General features: G+C 32.2%; 17 protein-coding genes. 8 read left to right on the top strand and 9 right to left on the bottom strand.

What is annotated here, in order from left to right; all coding sequences use genetic code 11:
- Positions 1–193 precede the first annotated feature (193 nt).
- Together ACE193_RS09985 and ACE193_RS09980 are read left to right on the top strand one after the other, a co-directional pair.
- A complete protein-coding gene (locus ACE193_RS09985) occupies positions 194–577 on the top strand; it encodes a helix-turn-helix domain-containing protein (protein ID WP_375559769.1) in 384 nt (127 codons plus the stop codon).
- Positions 577–1473, top strand: a complete 897-nt coding sequence (locus tag ACE193_RS09980) for an IS3 family transposase (protein ID WP_375563340.1) — start codon at positions 577–579, stop codon at positions 1471–1473. Before ACE193_RS09985 ends, ACE193_RS09980 begins: the two co-directional genes overlap by 1 nt.
- Positions 1474–1516: 43 nt before the next feature.
- Here ACE193_RS09980 and ACE193_RS09975 read toward each other — a convergent pair whose 3' ends face one another.
- A complete protein-coding gene (locus tag ACE193_RS09975; RefSeq protein WP_375562830.1) occupies positions 1517–2386 on the bottom strand; it encodes a DUF72 domain-containing protein in 870 nt (289 codons plus the stop codon).
- A 93-nt stretch (positions 2387–2479) separates the two neighbouring features.
- Between ACE193_RS09975 and ACE193_RS09970 the strand changes: the two genes are divergently transcribed.
- The 4 genes from ACE193_RS09970 (at position 2480) to ACE193_RS09955 (ending at position 5547) form a co-directional block, all read left to right on the top strand.
- On the top strand, positions 2480–2998 hold the full coding sequence (locus ACE193_RS09970) for a hypothetical protein (protein WP_375562829.1): 519 nt from the start codon (positions 2480–2482) through the stop codon (positions 2996–2998).
- Positions 2999–3092: 94 nt separating this feature from the next.
- Positions 3093–3782, top strand: a complete 690-nt coding sequence (locus tag ACE193_RS09965; RefSeq protein WP_375562828.1) for a hypothetical protein — start codon at positions 3093–3095, stop codon at positions 3780–3782.
- Positions 3783–3796: 14 nt separating this feature from the next.
- Positions 3797–4621 carry a cation transporter gene (locus ACE193_RS09960; protein ID WP_375562827.1) on the top strand — a complete coding sequence of 275 codons (825 nt, stop codon included), beginning with the start codon at positions 3797–3799 and terminating at the stop codon, positions 4619–4621.
- Positions 4621–5547 (top strand): lysophospholipid acyltransferase family protein, encoded by a 927-nt coding sequence (locus ACE193_RS09955; protein ID WP_375562826.1) that lies wholly within the window; start codon positions 4621–4623, stop codon positions 5545–5547. The genes ACE193_RS09960 and ACE193_RS09955 overlap by 1 nt, the downstream gene beginning before the upstream one ends.
- A 1-nt stretch (position 5548) precedes the next feature.
- On the opposite strand, the gene ACE193_RS09950 is transcribed toward ACE193_RS09955, so the two are convergent.
- The 4 genes from ACE193_RS09950 to ACE193_RS09935 form a co-directional block, all read right to left on the bottom strand.
- Positions 5549–6757, bottom strand: a complete 1209-nt coding sequence (locus ACE193_RS09950; protein WP_375562825.1) for an efflux RND transporter periplasmic adaptor subunit — start codon at positions 6755–6757, stop codon at positions 5549–5551.
- Between the two features lie 92 nt (positions 6758–6849).
- Complete coding sequence (locus tag ACE193_RS09945) at positions 6850–8076, bottom strand: TolC family protein (RefSeq protein WP_375562824.1); 1227 nt, start codon at positions 8074–8076, stop codon at positions 6850–6852.
- Between the two features lie 97 nt (positions 8077–8173).
- Positions 8174–11356 carry an efflux RND transporter permease subunit gene (locus ACE193_RS09940; RefSeq protein WP_375562823.1) on the bottom strand — a complete coding sequence of 1061 codons (3183 nt, stop codon included), beginning with the start codon at positions 11354–11356 and terminating at the stop codon, positions 8174–8176.
- A 102-nt stretch (positions 11357–11458) separates the two neighbouring features.
- Positions 11459–11899, bottom strand: a complete 441-nt coding sequence (locus tag ACE193_RS09935; RefSeq protein ID WP_375562822.1) for a hypothetical protein — start codon at positions 11897–11899, stop codon at positions 11459–11461.
- A gap of 557 nt (positions 11900–12456) precedes the next feature.
- Between ACE193_RS09935 and ACE193_RS09930 the strand changes: the two genes are divergently transcribed.
- Together ACE193_RS09930 and ACE193_RS09925 are read left to right on the top strand one after the other, a co-directional pair.
- Positions 12457–13128 carry a helix-turn-helix transcriptional regulator gene (locus ACE193_RS09930; RefSeq protein ID WP_375562821.1) on the top strand — a complete coding sequence of 224 codons (672 nt, stop codon included), beginning with the start codon at positions 12457–12459 and terminating at the stop codon, positions 13126–13128.
- A gap of 15 nt (positions 13129–13143) precedes the next feature.
- A complete protein-coding gene (locus ACE193_RS09925) occupies positions 13144–13812 on the top strand; it encodes a LuxR C-terminal-related transcriptional regulator (protein ID WP_375562820.1) in 669 nt (222 codons plus the stop codon).
- Here the strand turns inward: ACE193_RS09925 and ACE193_RS09920 are convergent.
- Genes ACE193_RS09920 through ACE193_RS09905 form a run of 4 tightly spaced genes read right to left on the bottom strand, consistent with a single transcriptional unit; the run spans position 13809 to position 16147 of the window.
- On the bottom strand, positions 13809–14276 hold the full coding sequence (locus ACE193_RS09920; protein WP_375562819.1) for a hypothetical protein: 468 nt from the start codon (positions 14274–14276) through the stop codon (positions 13809–13811). The two genes, ACE193_RS09925 and ACE193_RS09920, sit on opposite strands and share 4 nt — an antisense overlap.
- A 21-nt stretch (positions 14277–14297) precedes the next feature.
- Entirely contained in the window at positions 14298–15185 is an 888-nt protein-coding gene (locus ACE193_RS09915) for a hypothetical protein (RefSeq protein WP_375562818.1), read from the bottom strand.
- Between the two features lie 4 nt (positions 15186–15189).
- A complete protein-coding gene (locus ACE193_RS09910; protein ID WP_375562817.1) occupies positions 15190–15531 on the bottom strand; it encodes a hypothetical protein in 342 nt (113 codons plus the stop codon).
- A gap of 46 nt (positions 15532–15577) precedes the next feature.
- Positions 15578–16147 (bottom strand): hypothetical protein, encoded by a 570-nt coding sequence (locus ACE193_RS09905; protein WP_375562816.1) that lies wholly within the window; start codon positions 16145–16147, stop codon positions 15578–15580.
- Between the last annotated feature and the right edge of the window lie 3 nt (positions 16148–16150).

The raw sequence follows: 16150 nt of genomic DNA, 5'->3' as shown, positions 1-16150 counted from the left end.
GAAATAGCTTTTGATAAATCAAAAATCCTTACAGAACTTTATGTTTTGTAAGGATTTTTTTGTTTTTATCTAAAAAAGCGAAGGCATATCATTTTTTGTTTCTTCTCTAATTTCTTTTGGAGGATTTATATCAGAATATCCTTTTTCTTTCAGTTGTGTCGTCCTAATATAGTGTTACACAACTAATTTTATTATGGAACGTAAATATGTTAAACGTACACAGAAAGACTACACCATGCAATTCAAACTTCAAGTAGTTAAGGAAATTGAACAAGGTCTTTTTACAGTCACTCAAGCCCAACGGAATTATGGTATTCAGAGCCGAAAAACAGTTGTGAATTGGCTTGATAAATATGGTAATTTTGATCATTCTTATAAAGTAATTCGTCCTATGAAAACAGCAGAACAACGTTTAATAGAACAAGAACAGGAAATTCGTCATCTAAAAAAGCAAAATGCTACTTTACAAGAAGAGCTATCTACTTTAGATAAAAAGGCTATTTTGTTTGATATGATGATTGATTTAGCAGAAAAGGAATATAAAATTCAGATACGAAAAAACTCCAAACCCAAGTAATTAGTTCATTTAGTGAACAGCATGCAACAAGTATAAGTAAAACCTGTAAATTGCTTGGGATAACTAGACGGGTGTATTATTACTCTTTATTGCGAACGAAAAAATGTAAAGAGTTGGCTCAAAAAGTAGTTGATTTAGTAAAAAAGGTTAGAGCGCAAATGCCAAGAGTTGGTACTCGTAAACTCTATCATATTTTAGAAGCTCCTTTGAAAGCCTTGAAAGTGGGACGAGATAAACTATTTTTTATTTTAAAAGCTAACCATCTTCTTATTTTACCTAAACGGAGGTATCATGTTACTACAAACTCACTTCATCGTTTCAAAAAGCATAGAAATTTGATAGCAAATTTGAAAATTGAACGAGCAGAGCAAGTTTGGGTAAGTGATATTACTTATGTTGGAACAAGGGAGAATCCGATGTATTTAGCATTGGTTACAGATGCGTATTCAAAAAAAATAGTGGGTTATGATGTTTCTAATAGTTTAGAAACAGTTGGTTGTTCAAATGCTTTGAAAATGGCATTGAAAAACAGAAACTATCCTTTACGAGAACTAATTCATCATTCAGATAGAGGGGTTCAATATTGTAGTGATGAATATCAAACTATTTTAATTAAAAACCGTGTTCGTTGTAGTATGACAGAATGCTATGACCCATACGAAAATGCTGTTGCAGAACGTGTGAATGGAATTTTAAAACAAGAGTTTTTATTGGACTCACAAATAACTTATTTGAAGTTTTTACAAAAAGTGGTAAAACAAAGTGTGGAAATTTATAATACAGAAAGACCTCATTGGTCGCTCTACATGCAAACACCACAACAAACACATCAAGAGGAAAACATTCGAATAAGAACGTATAAAAAAGAAAAATCAGACAATCTAAAGACTGCCTGATCTATATTTAATTTATCTAAAAACCTGTAACACTATTTCAGGACTAGACAAGTTTTTGAATAAGAAAAACAGCCATTTCTGCCGTTTTGATATTTTCAGGTTGATGCAGCCAAAAATGAAATTCTTTTAGTCCTGCTTTTACCCATTTGTCCATTCTTTCTACCCAATCTTCCATTCGCTCGTAATCCGTTTTGTCTAAATAATTCCCCACCAAACGAATAATCATCGTTTCAGAAGTCAGTCGCATGTGCATTACATCACGCCTACCAGCAACATCGGTCATAAGAGCAATAAAACCATAACGACGCATAACCGAAAAAACTTCTCTTACTGCTTCTCTAGTTTGTTCATCTTGTGTATTAAATTCTGAGGCAAACCAATCTTTATTACGAAATTCCACAGCCAAACGAGTTTCTACAGGAAAATTTTCTAAATAATTGATTAAAACTCCTGCTTTCTGTGGCGAAAAATGAGGAGGAAGTTGTAAAAAACAAATGCCTAACCTATCCCCAAAAAGTGCCATTCTATCACAAAAAACGGCTGTCAGTTCTTCACATTCTACAAGTTGTTTGTGGTGGCTAATTCCTTTATAAATCTTGGGACAAAATAAAAATCCTTTAGGAGTCATTTCTTTCCATTTCAAAATTCGTTCTGTTGGTGGAATTTGATAATGGGTTACATTAAGCTCAATAGAATCAAACTGACGTGAATAATGATATAAAAAATCACTGGGTTTTGCTTTTTGGGGATACCAAATTCCTTTCCATTCAGGCGTTCCCCAAACAGGTGCAGCGACACGTATAATAGGTTTTTGTGTAGGTTCTAATTTTGATAAAAAGGCTTCTGTTTCTAGGTGGTCGTCGGGTAGCGTAAAATCTACATTTCTTATATCTTGTAATTTCCCAAATTCCATAATTGACTATTTTTTTGTAATTTAACTGTATAACAGACTTCCCAGTCTGTTCAAGTAAAATCAATTTCTGAAATAGAATGTTTTGATAAAATTATGAAAAAAATAATAGTACTTTTTTGTGTTCTTTTTGTCTGTTTTGGGTTTTCTGAAAAGGAAAAAATTGAAAATTTAAGAATAGTAGAAAATTGTTGTGATTATGAGCCTATAGGTTGTATTACTCTCAAAAAACTAGCTCCTGGATATACTCTTTATCAAAATAAAAAACAAAGAATTACGGAAGGCAAATTTTCTTTTTTAGTTGATATTCATGTAGAAAAAGATTCTGATTATATGCTACGTTATTTTTTTCTAAATTCAAATGGTAATTTGGAACAAACAGGTGGACTATTTTTATTGAATCAAGAAAATGACACATTAGCAAGAACATTTTTGAATGGAAAACATTATGAAGGTTTTACGTATAAATCTACTAAAAATGAAACATTGAGAGTATATATAGACCCACAAGAAAATCCTCTTTTACTCCAAAAACACAAGAAAAAAGACAAATGTGCAAAAATACGTTGCATAGAATATGCGATTGGAACTAGAATGGTAGTAAAAGAAGATTAATAACCAATTATGAAATTTTATCTAAAAAAATGACTGTATTTGTGTAATTTTGAGTATTATTCTGAAATAAAATATTTTTAAAAGGAAAATTTCAATGAAAAAACTACTACAATTTGCTTTTGTGTTACTTTCTGTTTTTACACTTACCTCTTGTTTTGAGCTTCGTGAAGAAGTCTATATCAAAAAAGATGGTTCAGGAACATATTCATTGACTGTAGATTTAAGTGGACGAAAACAAGAAATAGCTGTTACTACTTCTCTCACAGATTCTACTCAAGAAGAAAAAAACTTTGTTGCCAATATTGAAAATGTAATTCAGAAAAGTAGTGAGAGTTTTTCTGAAATTGGAGGGATTACTCATGTTGAGTACAATACAGATTACGAAAATTACCTCACAGGTTTTAGTTTTGATTTTGATAATGTAGCCTCACTTACGGCTGCGCTCAATCAACTCAATACCGAACCTGCTCCTTCAAAACCTGCTTTTGAGTTTTCGAAACGTACTTTTGAAAGAAACAATACACATTACCTCCAACCTCTTTTAGATAGAGCAAAAGAAAGACAACAAACACCAGAAGATGAAGCAACAAAACGTTTTCAAGATTATGTTTTTGAGTCTGCTTCTTATGTTTTTATTGTTCGTACAGAAGGAAAAATAAAGAAATATTCTAATAAAAAAGCTACTTATTCTTCTGATGACAAAAATGAAGTAGTTTTGAATTATAGCTTTTCAGAACTTCTTTCGGGTAGAGCTAATTTGGATAATAAAATGAAAATAAGATAAAAAGCTAAGATTTTATGCAAAAAACTCTTTTTAAGATTACAAAAATGGATTGTCCGTCAGAGGAAAATCTGATACGTATGAAGTTGGATGCTATTTCAAGTATTAAAAATCTTGATTTTGATATTCCGAATCGTGAACTGACTGTTTTTTATGAAGAAGAACAGCAACAAAAAAAAGAATTTGAACGCATAGAAAAAGCTATTTCTGAACTAAACTTAGGAGCAAAAAAAGTAAAAACAGAGCATACAGCACAAAATAATTTTACAGAAAATCAAAGTCAGAATAAAGAGCAAAGAAAACTCCTTTGGATTATATTAGCTATTAATTTTGCCTTTTTTGTAATTGAAAGTACAACAGGGTTTATTTCTAAATCTATGGGTTTGGTTGCTGATAGTTTGGATATGTTGGCAGATGCTTTTGTGTATGGAATAAGCCTTTTTGCAGTAGGAAAATCGCTTATTCAGAAACAAAAAATAGCAAAAATAGCAGGATATTTTCAAATTATTTTGGCTTTTTTGGGATTTATAGAAGTGCTAAGAAGGTTTTTTGAAAACGAAGAACTACCCAATTTTCAGACTATGATTATTGTTTCATTCTTTGCGTTACTAGCCAATGGAATTTGTCTTTATTTGATGCAAAAATCAAAAAGTAAAGAAGAAGTACATATAAAAGCAAGTCTAATTTTTACATCAAATGATATAATAATTAATGTAGGAGTGATAATAGCAGGTGTTTTGGTAAATTGGTTGGGTTCAAGTCTGCCTGATTTGATTATCGGAACGATTGTCTTTTTTCTGGTTCTACAAGGTGCAATCCGTATTTTAAAATTGAGTAAATAATGAAGCGATTTGTATTCGCTTATCATTTACAATTAATAATTTATCATTCCTTATTTATGATTCCATTCTTCATAAAACTTCTTGCTCGTCTCCCTTTTTGGTTTTTGTATAGAATTTCTGATGTTCTTTTTGTGGTGGTTTATTACGGAAAACTATATCGAAAGCAAGTAGTTTTGGATAATTTGTATCGTGCCTTTCCTGAAAAAACACAGAAAGAAAGAGAACAAATTGCAAGAGCTTTTTACAGAAATTTTTGTGATTTTATTATTGAAATACTAAAGTCTTTCCATATTTCGAAAGCAGAAATTGTTAGGCGCACTCGTCCGACACCAGAATCACTAGAAATAGCCAAAACAGTAGCTAAAGACAAACAATCAATTATTGTTTTGGCAACACATCATTTGAGTTGGGAATGGGTTAGTTTGTCCTGTTCGGTAGAATTAGAAACGATTGTGAAGCCTATTTATAAAAAATTAGCCAATAAGAAAATGGAAGAACTCATTTATAAAATGCGTTCACAGTTTGGCGCAGTTCCTTTAGAAATGAGAGTTTCAAATAGAGAAATTGTCAAACCCACAGATGTTTCGGTAGGTTATGTTTTGGTAGGTGACCAAACGCCAGCAGGAAATAATAGACAGTATTGGACTAACTTTTTTGGAAAAGAAGTTCCTTTCTTTGTGGGTGTGGCTCGTCTTGCGCCTCAATCTAATTTACCCATTTATTTTTTAAGAATTACGAAGCCAAAACGAGGGCATTATTTATATTCTTTAGAACTAATGCGAACTCCTCCTTACAATCCAGATGAGAGTGGAACAGACTTTTCTATTCTTGATGAATACTCAAAAAGAATAGAAGAAGCTGTTCGCAATTCTCCTGAAAATTGGCTCTGGACGCATAAGCGTTGGAAACGAGCAAAGAAAGATTAATTTAATGCGAATGTCCAACCGTTTCAGCCGAAGAAGCATTCAAATAATATGCTCCTTTACTCACAAAAAGAAGCTCAGAAATTGATTTTTGGATTGAATTATCTTTAATTAAAAACTGAAATTCATCTTCATTTTGTGCATAGATTTCAATTTCCACTTTATCAAATTCAATTCCTTTTTCTGTTTTTTCTTTCTGAATAAATACAAAAAACTGCTCTCTTTCTTGAATCAAAGCATCTTTTGGCAAAGTAGGACGGTTTTGTCCTTTGCTTTCAATCGTTATTTTTCCAAGTGTTCCATCTCTAAGAATGGTAGCTAATTTTTGTTTGATTTCTGCGTGAAGACTTACCGTTTTAGTAATTGCATCAATCGTATTTGAAATGGAATAAACAACAGCTTCAACAGGTTTTGCAGTTGGCGAATTATAAGGAATAAAATTTACTTTTTGCCCTTCTTTAATGGCATCAATATCTTTTTCATAGACCAAAATTTCGATATGCAAATGCTCTTCGTTCAAAATTTCTACCATAGATTTATTCGCATCTATAAACTCTCCCAACTGTCCGACAATATTATGCGTCATTCCTGAAATAGGCGCAAGAACAGAAAATGTAGAGTGAATAGAATTAGCAGAAAGTGATTTTGTAGATAAATTAATGAGATTTAGTTGAGCTTGTAAACCTGCTTTTTGAGCCTTTGCCATATCTAATTCTGCTTGAGCTTGTTGCACAATCTTTTGAGTGGTGGCATCTTGTGTTTGTAAATTTTTTTGGCGTTCCAAATCAGATTCCAACATTATCAGACGAGCCGAAACGGTCAAATATTCTTGTTGCATCTTGAGTGCTTCTGGGTTTTCAAGAATAGCAATCGTTTGTCCTTTTTTGACATAATCCCCTTCATGAATCATAATTTGTTTTATTTTTCCTCCTAAAACGCTCCCTACTAAAGCCTTATTTTGTGGGGGCAAATGTATTGTTCCTGTTGCTTCAATTATTGTTGGAATTGATTTGAGAGAAGAATTATTTATTTCAATTCCTAGTTTTTTGATTTGCTCATTTGTAAAAATAGGATGGGTTTCTTCCGTTGATTGGTGTTCATTGGTGGTGCTTTTTTCAGTATGCTCGTGTGTGTGTGTCGCATCTTTTTCACAACTCCAAAAAAGAAGCACAAAACAAGCAAGAAAGGCTGAATATATGAGGTTCGTTTTCATTTTTTTATATTTATATTTTGTACCACAGACTTCCTCGTCTGTGAAGAATATTTTGTTTTTTGCACAGACTGGGAAGTCTGTGATACGTTTTTTTAATTATTCAAAAATTCCCACATTGCTAATGTGCTATTGAAACTTTCTAGTGTTTCAAGATAAGAAAGTGAAGTTTGCAGTGTCTGTTGTTGAATTTGAACAAGTTGCAAAACTGAAATTTCGCCTTCTTTATATCTAATTTGAGCTAAATTAGTTAGTTCTTCGGCTTGTGGAATTTGCTGGTTGCGATAGCTTTCCAAAATGCTCTGAAGGTTTTGTAATTTCATAAAAACTGCCTTTTTTTCTTCTGAAATCGCATTTTTTTGATACGCTAATTCATTTTGAGCTTGTATTTCTTTGATTTTGGCAACTTGAATTTTAGAATTATATTCTCGCCAAACCAAAGGCACAGAAAATCCTGCTTGAAAAGCGTTATAAATACCAACTTCGCCATCAAAAGTAGGAGAAGAATAACCCAAATGTAACTCTGGCATTGCTTTACTTCGCTCTACTGAAATCTTTTTTTGAGCTAAATTTGTTTGCGCTTCAAAGTAAGTAAGTATTGAATTTGAGGAATCAGAAACAACCAAATTTGAAATAGAACTATTCAATATTTTAATATTAGAATCTATATTTGAAATAGAATTTTCTAAGAAAGAAAGGTCATTTTGAGCTAATTTTTGCAAATCATGAAAAGTCATTTTTAATTCATTTTCATTAATAGATTTTTGTTGTAGCAGTTGTAAACGCTGATTTTGTGCTGTCAGAAGTTCCATTTTATTTGTTTGTCCTGCCTGTGTTTGAGCTTTTGTGATTCTTTCAACTGTTTTCCACAAGCTATCTTGTTTTTGTAAAAGAAATTTTTTTTGAGAAAAAAAGACAAATTTGTAATACAACTGACTAATCTGATTTTTGAGTACATTTTTTTGATAATTCAGATTTGCTTCTGCACTCATTTCTTGTGCTTGAAACGCTTTTTTAGTTGCCGAAATCGAACCAATAGGATTAAAATTTTGAGTAATAGTAACCATTACATCCCGATTATAACTACTCTGAACATTTCCGTATTGAAGAGAAATATTTGTTTTGGGAACAGAAAAAGCTCCTTTTTGCTGACTAATTGCACTTTCAATGTCTAGTTTGTTGTTTTGTAATAAGCCATTGTTTAAAAAAGCAATTTCAATTATTTTATCTAAAGAAGATTTTTTTAAAGAATCTGTTTGTGAAAAAACAGGAAACTGAATCGATAGAAAAAATAGAAGTACTATTATTTTTGATGGTTTCATTTTTTTAAGAATTTATGTATTACGTAGCTGACAGCTTCCAAGCTGTCAGAATAATAAGAAGTATATTTTTAGAATTTTTTAAATGATAGCTTGGAAGCTATCGGCTACGTTTTTCCAAAAATCCATATAAAATAGGAAGAACAATAAGCGTCAAAACGGTTGCCGTCAAAAGTCCACCAATCACAACGGTTGCAAGAGGTTTCTGAACTTCTGCACCTGCTGCTGTCGAAATTGCCATCGGTAAAAAGCCCAATGCAGCCGTTAGGGCAGTCATCAAAACAGGTCTTAAACGGTCTTTTGTACCTTGAATGATTCGTGTTTTTATGCGTTCTTTTAATGATAAAGTTTCAGTCAGATTTTCTTCTTCTGTACTCTCCTCTTTTTTAAGGTCATTAAAACGAGCAATCAAAACAATTCCATTCAAAACAGCAACTCCAAAAAGGGCAATAAAACCTACTCCAGACGAAATACTAAACGGCATATCACGCAAGTACAACGCCCAAATACCACCAATGGCAGAAAGTGGAATCGCAGTAAAAATTAAAATAGCCTGTTCAAGCGAACCAAACGTAATAAAAAGAAGAGCAAAAATCATAAGCAAGGCAACAGGAACGGCAATCATTAGACGAGCTTTTGCAGCTTGTAGGTTTTCAAATTGTCCTCCATAGGTAACCAAATAACCAGAAGGTAATTTAATTTGAGTCTCAATTTTTTCAGAAAGTTCATTGACTAAAGATTCTACATCTCGCCCTCTGACATTGATTCCGACAGTTAGTTTTCGCTGTGTATTTTCTCTGGAAATCTGTGCTGCACCTTCAATGCGCTTGATTTTGGCAACTGTATTTAATGGAATTTGCTGAGTAGTAGCGACATTATTTGTAATGGAAGGAATCGAAATAAATAGATTTTCTAGTGTTTCAGTCTTGTTTCTATCCTTTTCAGACAAACGAACTACCAAGTCAAAACGTTTTTCACCTTCGTAAATCGTACCTGCATAACCACCTGCAAAAGCCGTTTCGACTAGCTTATTTGCTTCATCAATCGTAATTCCGTACTGCGCTAATTTTTGTCTATCGTATTCGACTACAAACTGAGGAAGTCCAACAATTTGCTCTACTCGCACATCTCCTACACCTTCAATATTTTCTGAAATTGTGCCTATTTGTTGTCCATATTTGAAAAGTGTATCCAAATTCTCCCCAAAAACACGAATGGCAATATCTGATTTATCGCCTGTAATAAGTTCATTAAAACGAAGTTGAATAGGCTGCGAAAACTCAAATTGTGCATGAGGTAAAATCTCTAAAGCCGTTTTCATTTTTTCTACTAATTCTTCTTGGTCTTGCGTGGTTGTCCATTCTGATTTTGGATGTAGTAAAATCATAATATCGCCAGTTTCGATAGACATTGGGTCAGTCGGAATTTCTGCTGTTCCAATTTTTGAAACTACATCACGCACTTCATTAGGAAAGTTTTTTATCAAAATTTGTTCGGCTGCCGTAGTGGTTTTGATGCTTTCTTCTAAAGAACTTCCTGCTGGAAGAGTGAGCTGCATCGCAAAATCGCCTTCTTCTAAAGTAGGAATAAATTCGCCTCCCATTTGTAAAAAAACATACAAACTCACTCCAAAAACAAGCACAAAAATACCTACAATACTTTTTCCGAATTGCAATGATTTTTCAAGAATAGGAATGTAAAAATTTTCGGCAGCTTGCATAATTGAATTTGAAATTCGTTCTGCAAAACTGTGTTTTTCTTTTATGTTTTTTGATAAAAGCCAAGCCGACATCATCGGAACATACGTCAAAGACAAAATAAATGCTCCCAAAATGGCAAAAATAACCGTTTCTGCCATCGGTTTAAACATTTTTCCCTCAACGCCTGTAAGTGCCAAAATTGGTAAATAAACCATTAAAATAATGATTTCTCCAAAGGCTGCCGATTGACGAATTTGTAGAGAAGAATCCAAAACAGCATTATCCATTTGCTGGGCTGTCAGTTTCTGACCTTTATATTTTTTGTAGATTTGATGAACTACATTTTCAACAATGATAACCGAGCCATCGACAATCAACCCAAAATCAATCGCTCCTAAACTCATAAGGTTTGCCGAAACTCCAAAAAGATTCATCATTCCAAAAGCAAACATTAATGCTAACGGAATTACAGAAGCGACAATAAAACCAGCTCTAAAATTCCCTAAAAGCAACACCAAAACAAAAATTACAATCAATGCACCTTCTGCTAAATTCTTCGAAACGGTATCAATAGCTCTTCCAATCAAATCGGAACGCTCCAAATAGGGAACAATACTAACTCCTTCGGGCAATGCTTTTTGAACTAATTTTATACGCTCTTCGATATTTTTTATAACTTCTGAAGAATTTGCGCCTTTGAGCATCAAGACAATTCCACCAACTGCTTCGCCTGTTCCTCCTTGTGTCATTGCGCCTAATCGGGGTGCAAATCCTTCTTTTACTTTGGCAATTTCTCCAATCAAAATAGGTTTTGAGTTTCTGACCTTGATAGGAATTTGACGAATTTGTTCTAAAGATTCTATCAAACCTTCTGTTCTGACATAATATCTATAATGCGTTTTTTCGATATAACTTCCTCCACCATTAGAGTTATTCATCGCCAAAGCATCATAAATATCATTCAACGTAATTCCCAAACCTTGCAACGTTGCAGGATTGACAGAAACTTCATATTGTTTGAGATTTCCACCAAAAGAACTCACTTCGACAATTCCTTCCACGCCAGCCATTTGTCTTTTTACAATCCAATCTTGAATCGTTCGTAGGTCGGTAATAGAATATTCTTTTTGAAATTTTTCTTCTATTTTGAGTGTATATTGATAAACTTCACCCAATCCTGTTGTGATAGGCATTAAAGAAGGAATTCCCAAATGAGTAGGAATTTCACCAGAAATAGCTGTTAATTGTTCGCTAACGAGCTGACGAGCCTCCAAAAGTTTTGTTTCCTCTTTGAAAACAATCGTAATAACTGAAAGACCGTATTTTGAAACCGAACGCACCTCAACCACATTTGGCAAATTTGCCATTGAGAGTTCGACAGGCGTAGTAATAAAACGCTCCACTTCTTGAGGAGCTAAAGTAGGAGATTGAGTAACAATCTGAACTTGATTATTGGTAATATCTGGGACGGCATCTAAAGGCAAGTTGAGGAGAGAATATGTTCCCCAGCCAATAAGAGCCAAAACTCCTATAAAGACAATGAATTTATTTCGAATAGAAAATCCGATTAGGTTGTCTAACATAAAATTTTTGATTTTGAAGATTTTATGTCGTTGGTGGGGACACCAACAACGGCATAGATTCGCTTCTGAGGAAACGAATGCACGAAAAAATAAATCGAAAGATTATGCTAAAACTGGGGGCGCACGAAGAGGAATATTCTTAAAAAGAATATCTTGAATAGTGTGTGCAAAAAAACAGATGTATGTATTTTTGCTAGAAAGTACTGCTTGTTTGGTATGATTTTGAGCAGTAGAAAAATCTGTGAAAATAGTCGTAAAATCAGAAGTTTGTTTAACTATTTTTTGAAGTTCTTTAGAAACAGAAGTACCTTCTTCTGTAAAATTATGCAAATGTTCTTCTCCAACATTCGGAGAATATAGCAAAGCAAAAAAGTTTGAAGGCACTGCTTTGTGTGTGTGAACCGAGTTTGACTGACAAACTACATGCTGATGATGACAATGAGGTGTAAATGAATGTCCGACAAGCAAAAACAAGCTCATGACTATCCAAAAAAATGGAAAGCGAGTTTTGATGTTTTGTGATATGTGTGGGAAATTATTCATTTGGTATCACAGATTTTCTAGTCTGTGTCTATATTTGTTTAATTCACAAACTGGGAAGTCTGTGTTACTTAATACTGCAAAAATGAGAAATTTGTTGTCATATTTCAAAATAAATTTTCTTAAAACGCTAATTTGGAAAGAGTTTAATTTAGAATAAACCCTAAGGTTTCTTGGTTTTATTAAGCAGCGATATATCTGTGAGTATAGTCTATGAAACAATAAGTGAAACAATAAGATTTGAGTTCTTGGTTATAAATGTACTAAATCTTAAAAGGGTCATTTATAATTACAGGGCATGTTCATAAAAACTTTGTCAGTAGTTTTTGGTAATCCAAAATAACTCTGACAATAGTTTAGGTACAGACGAGCTTATTTTTCCAACTATTGACAGCCTTCTGAAAGGACTGTCAAAGTTAAAAAAATGCTATAACTTATTTGATTAAACATATTCACAAGCTCAATTATTTTTTATGAACATGCCCTGTTTATAATTAATTTCTTATTTTTATTAAAAATTATTAATTTTGTATTCCACTCATTTACAAAAAGATAACACTATGTTTGACCAGTTTAGTATTCAAGAAGTTTCTCGTCAAATCAAAGCAGGTGAAAAATCTATTGAAGAAATAACAAGACATATTCCATGTCATTTGCATATTAATTCATTAGAAGATTTTTCTGTCATTGAAACTGATACCAAGTTACTAGAGTATTTTGATATAGATATTGAAGAGTTAAATAGAGAAGGGTTTACTTATTTACAAAAAACGGTTCACCCTCAAGACTTGACAAATGCAGTTAATGTGAACTTAGATTATATTACAAATCAAGAGGAGATGACACATGTTTCATTTTTTCAGCGAGTTACCTATCCTTCTCATAGAGAAATGCTTTATTATACGAGAGGAAAAATATTGGATGATAGTCGTATATTAAACTTGAGTGTACCTGTTCAAGACTTAGAACTCTTCAATCAAAGTATTAATGATATTTATGATAATGTAAACTTCATTAAAGAGAATTTGGAAAGATTTAGTCTTCTGACCAAAAAAGAAATAGAAGTTTGTAAGTATTTATGTGGTGGAAACTCCTTGCAAGGTGTGGCTGATGCGATGGGTGTATCTACTCACACTATCAAAAATCATAAGATTAATATTTATAGAAAAATGAATGTTCATAGTTTTTTTAGATTTTATAACTTTGCCGTAAAATTCAAAATACACAAGTAAAATAGATTTAATTATATGGGTGTTTTAGATATACAAAAATCTCTTGCTCGTCTGAAAAATATAGATGAGGTAAAAACAGGTACAGAAGATTTCTTAGGCTTCTATCATGAAAATGATAAAGATACAATTAACTTGTTGTATTTAGAAGAAAAGGGCTGTCAGATGTATGGCAAGACATTGAAAGAAATACAAGAGGCAGGAGCAGAATTTTTAACTGATATTATGCATCCAGAAGACCTAAAAAGATGTGTTAATCTTCTATTAAAATTTGCAGCCCAAAATGATGAGAGCAAAACGTTTAGTTATTTTCAACGATTGAGATTAAAAGGACAGACAGAATATCAAGTTTATTTTACTTGTGTAAAACTTAATAAAAAAAGAAATATATTTCAAAGCATAACTTGTCCGATTACACAAGTAGATGATTTTAAGGAAGAAGTAAACACTCTTTTTGATTCTTCAAGTTATATTGAAAAAAAACTTTCTCTCTACAAAGAGTTTTCAAAGCGAGAGAAGGAGGTTATTCAGCTCGTTTGTCAAGGGCTTGAGGTAAAGGAAATTGCTGAAAAATTGTTTTTATCTCCTCATACCATTACTAAACATAAAAAAAATATCTATAAAAAAAGTGGCTTTTCTTCAAGTGCAGAACTAATACAGTTTGCTTTGAGTTTCAATTTGGCTTAAGTTATATTTTTAAAAAAATAATCAACAAACATTATTAATACTCCAGAAATACCTGCTGTCAAGAATACTCCTGTCATTAAAAAACCAGTATCTGTTGGTTTAAAATAGTTGACCATACAGAATACATAAAAGCCTATAGGTAAAATAACAGCAAGTGATAAAGAAATACTCCTATACTTTTCATTTCGTTCTGTGTTTTTTTGTTTATTTGCTTTTTTAGGTTTTGTTTTTTCTTGTTTGATTATAAGAGCATTCTCTTTAGGAATTTTTTTTAAAGTTGATGATTGATTACAATGCTGACCATTCATATAACTCCAAGAATCTTCTAAAAAAGCTGATTTACAGACAGCACAAATTACAACAGTATCATTTTCTTGGATAGTATCTCCAGTAATAGGGTCTTGTCTATTTTCTCTTAGAAAAGATTTATACTTTTGGTGATGTAATTGGTGCTTATTTATCATTTGAAACTAAACTTAGCGTTTTTACTCGTTATAATAGCTAAACTCAAAAGGTATTTGGACTTTCTTTCCAAATGAATCTAAAATATATAGAATACATTTTTTTGTGATTTTTCCTTTTTCAGAGTCGTTTGTGAAAATTATCACTTTTCCATCTTGAATAAACTCAAACCTACCTTGAAACCTACCTGATGCATTATACAAGGTTACACCATTTATTTTTTCAGAGTCAATTCCTTCTGCAATTACTTGAGCAACATAGGTAGCCTCAACAGATTTTATTGTCTTAGTCTTGCCAATACTATCGACTTTTATAATGATTTGTTCTCTTATGTGCTGATGTTTTTCCTCAAAATCTGACTTTTTGAACATCGTAATGCCATCTATAAGTTTCAGAATTTTATCATGTATTTGTTCATAAGGCACTTTATTATTTGTTGCTCCAACAAAAATAGCACATTTAACACCATCGAAGTATTTATGATAAACTCCTCCAGTATTCTGTTCTTTTTTGTTAGCTTTTTCTAATCTTGAACCATAACCAACAAACCCTTTATAATCTAATTTAGATATTTCAAGAATTTTTTCACTGGCTTTCAACTGTTCTATTTGTTTTTGAATGGCAATATTCAACTCTTCTTTAGATGGAGTAACAGAACTATATTCTACAGATATTTCAACAAAAACATTTTTGAGTTTCTTATCTCTGAACCTTAGAGTATAATTTGATTTATTTTCATCTAGTAGGTAACTACGATTTTCATCATTACTTTCCTCTACTTCAAATGATTTAGAGTCTAGTTCTATTGATACAGTCGGTTCTAAAAATAGTTTTATCTTTTCAGATTGAGAATATACTTGACAAGAACATAATACTGATAGTATAAATGTATAAAGTATTTGGAGTTTCATTACTTTAGTTAGTTAGGTGTTTTGTAATTTCTGTTTCCCACTCACTATAGTTTTTCACAACAATTCTATAAGTTTCGTCAGCTATATCTGTTACTTCTAATATGTTTTTTTGCAATCCTTGTTTTCCTTGTTGTATGCTTTTAATCTTAGAAAACTCTAAATTAAAGCCATAATTTTTCTCCTCTACTTTTTTCTTGAGAAAGAACCCTAAAATACCTCCACCTCCTACACCAGCTTTGTGGGCTTGTAATACAAGTTTCTCTTCAGTTAAATAAAGCGTGCCTTGCAGAAGACTGATTTTAGATTTTAGATAGCCTACTTTTTCTTGTTTTAGTACTGCTGCCATAGTCTTGTTAAGTTTTTGATTAGAGATTTTAATAATTGGAAATCTATCAGAAGCGATAACCGATTCTTAAATGAAGGTTAATAGCTGCTCCACTTTCGTTTTCGTCATATCCATTTTTCTTTGTGAAATAGTAAGCATAGCCAATACCAATTCCAGTTTCGTACATAAAGTGCTTGCCCAAGTTTCTTCGCATTCCCCAAGTAGGAATAGCAAAAATCTGATTGGTAAGCAGAAGCCCATCATCGTTCGAAATCATAAACCAGTCTGGATAATAGCTTGTCTTTAGGGATAAAAAATTGCCACTATTTCCCTCTATATTTTTTGATTTATTAGCACGTTTATTCAAGTTGTAGTACCAGCGTGGTTCTAATGTCAATACTGGTGTTAGAATATAGTTGGCTGTGTTGTTTTCATTTCTTCCGATTTTATAAATCTGACCTTCCAAACCAAATTCTGTTCGGAGTGCAATTTTATTACTAAGTTTGACTTCATTATGTACCCAAATACCTAAAAAGCCTGTTTGGATACCGAATGTAGAATTTTCTACACTTGTGTCTTGTGCTTTTAGATTAAATATAAAAGTTGATAATAATAGAATTAAAAGTAGTTTTTTCATTTT

Source organism: Bernardetia aquimarina (genome assembly GCF_042180575.1).
Lineage (GTDB): Bacteria > Bacteroidota > Bacteroidia > Cytophagales > Bernardetiaceae > Bernardetia.
The sequence above is the reverse complement of the archived record's forward strand: the minus strand, read 5'-3'. Positions and strand labels throughout refer to the sequence as shown.

What these genes read in the sequence shown, in the direction of transcription:
- ACE193_RS09985 (WP_375559769.1), top strand. Translation starts at nt 194, where the DNA reads ATGGAACGTAAATATGTTAAACGTACACAGAAAGACTACACCATGCAA.
- ACE193_RS09975 (WP_375562830.1), bottom strand. Translation starts at nt 2,386, where the DNA reads ATGGAATTTGGGAAATTACAAGATATAAGAAATGTAGATTTTACGCTA.
- ACE193_RS09970 (WP_375562829.1), top strand. Translation starts at nt 2,480, where the DNA reads ATGAAAAAAATAATAGTACTTTTTTGTGTTCTTTTTGTCTGTTTTGGG.
- ACE193_RS09965 (WP_375562828.1), top strand. Translation starts at nt 3,093, where the DNA reads ATGAAAAAACTACTACAATTTGCTTTTGTGTTACTTTCTGTTTTTACA.
- ACE193_RS09960 (WP_375562827.1), top strand. Translation starts at nt 3,797, where the DNA reads ATGCAAAAAACTCTTTTTAAGATTACAAAAATGGATTGTCCGTCAGAG.
- ACE193_RS09955 (WP_375562826.1), top strand. Translation starts at nt 4,621, where the DNA reads ATGAAGCGATTTGTATTCGCTTATCATTTACAATTAATAATTTATCAT.
- ACE193_RS09950 (WP_375562825.1), bottom strand. Translation starts at nt 6,757, where the DNA reads ATGAAAACGAACCTCATATATTCAGCCTTTCTTGCTTGTTTTGTGCTT.
- ACE193_RS09945 (WP_375562824.1), bottom strand. Translation starts at nt 8,076, where the DNA reads ATGAAACCATCAAAAATAATAGTACTTCTATTTTTTCTATCGATTCAG.
- ACE193_RS09940 (WP_375562823.1), bottom strand. Translation starts at nt 11,356, where the DNA reads ATGTTAGACAACCTAATCGGATTTTCTATTCGAAATAAATTCATTGTC.
- ACE193_RS09935 (WP_375562822.1), bottom strand. Translation starts at nt 11,899, where the DNA reads ATGAATAATTTCCCACACATATCACAAAACATCAAAACTCGCTTTCCA.
- ACE193_RS09930 (WP_375562821.1), top strand. Translation starts at nt 12,457, where the DNA reads ATGTTTGACCAGTTTAGTATTCAAGAAGTTTCTCGTCAAATCAAAGCA.
- ACE193_RS09925 (WP_375562820.1), top strand. Translation starts at nt 13,144, where the DNA reads ATGGGTGTTTTAGATATACAAAAATCTCTTGCTCGTCTGAAAAATATA.
- ACE193_RS09920 (WP_375562819.1), bottom strand. Translation starts at nt 14,276, where the DNA reads ATGATAAATAAGCACCAATTACATCACCAAAAGTATAAATCTTTTCTA.
- ACE193_RS09915 (WP_375562818.1), bottom strand. Translation starts at nt 15,185, where the DNA reads ATGAAACTCCAAATACTTTATACATTTATACTATCAGTATTATGTTCT.
- ACE193_RS09910 (WP_375562817.1), bottom strand. Translation starts at nt 15,531, where the DNA reads ATGGCAGCAGTACTAAAACAAGAAAAAGTAGGCTATCTAAAATCTAAA.
- ACE193_RS09905 (WP_375562816.1), bottom strand. Translation starts at nt 16,147, where the DNA reads ATGAAAAAACTACTTTTAATTCTATTATTATCAACTTTTATATTTAAT.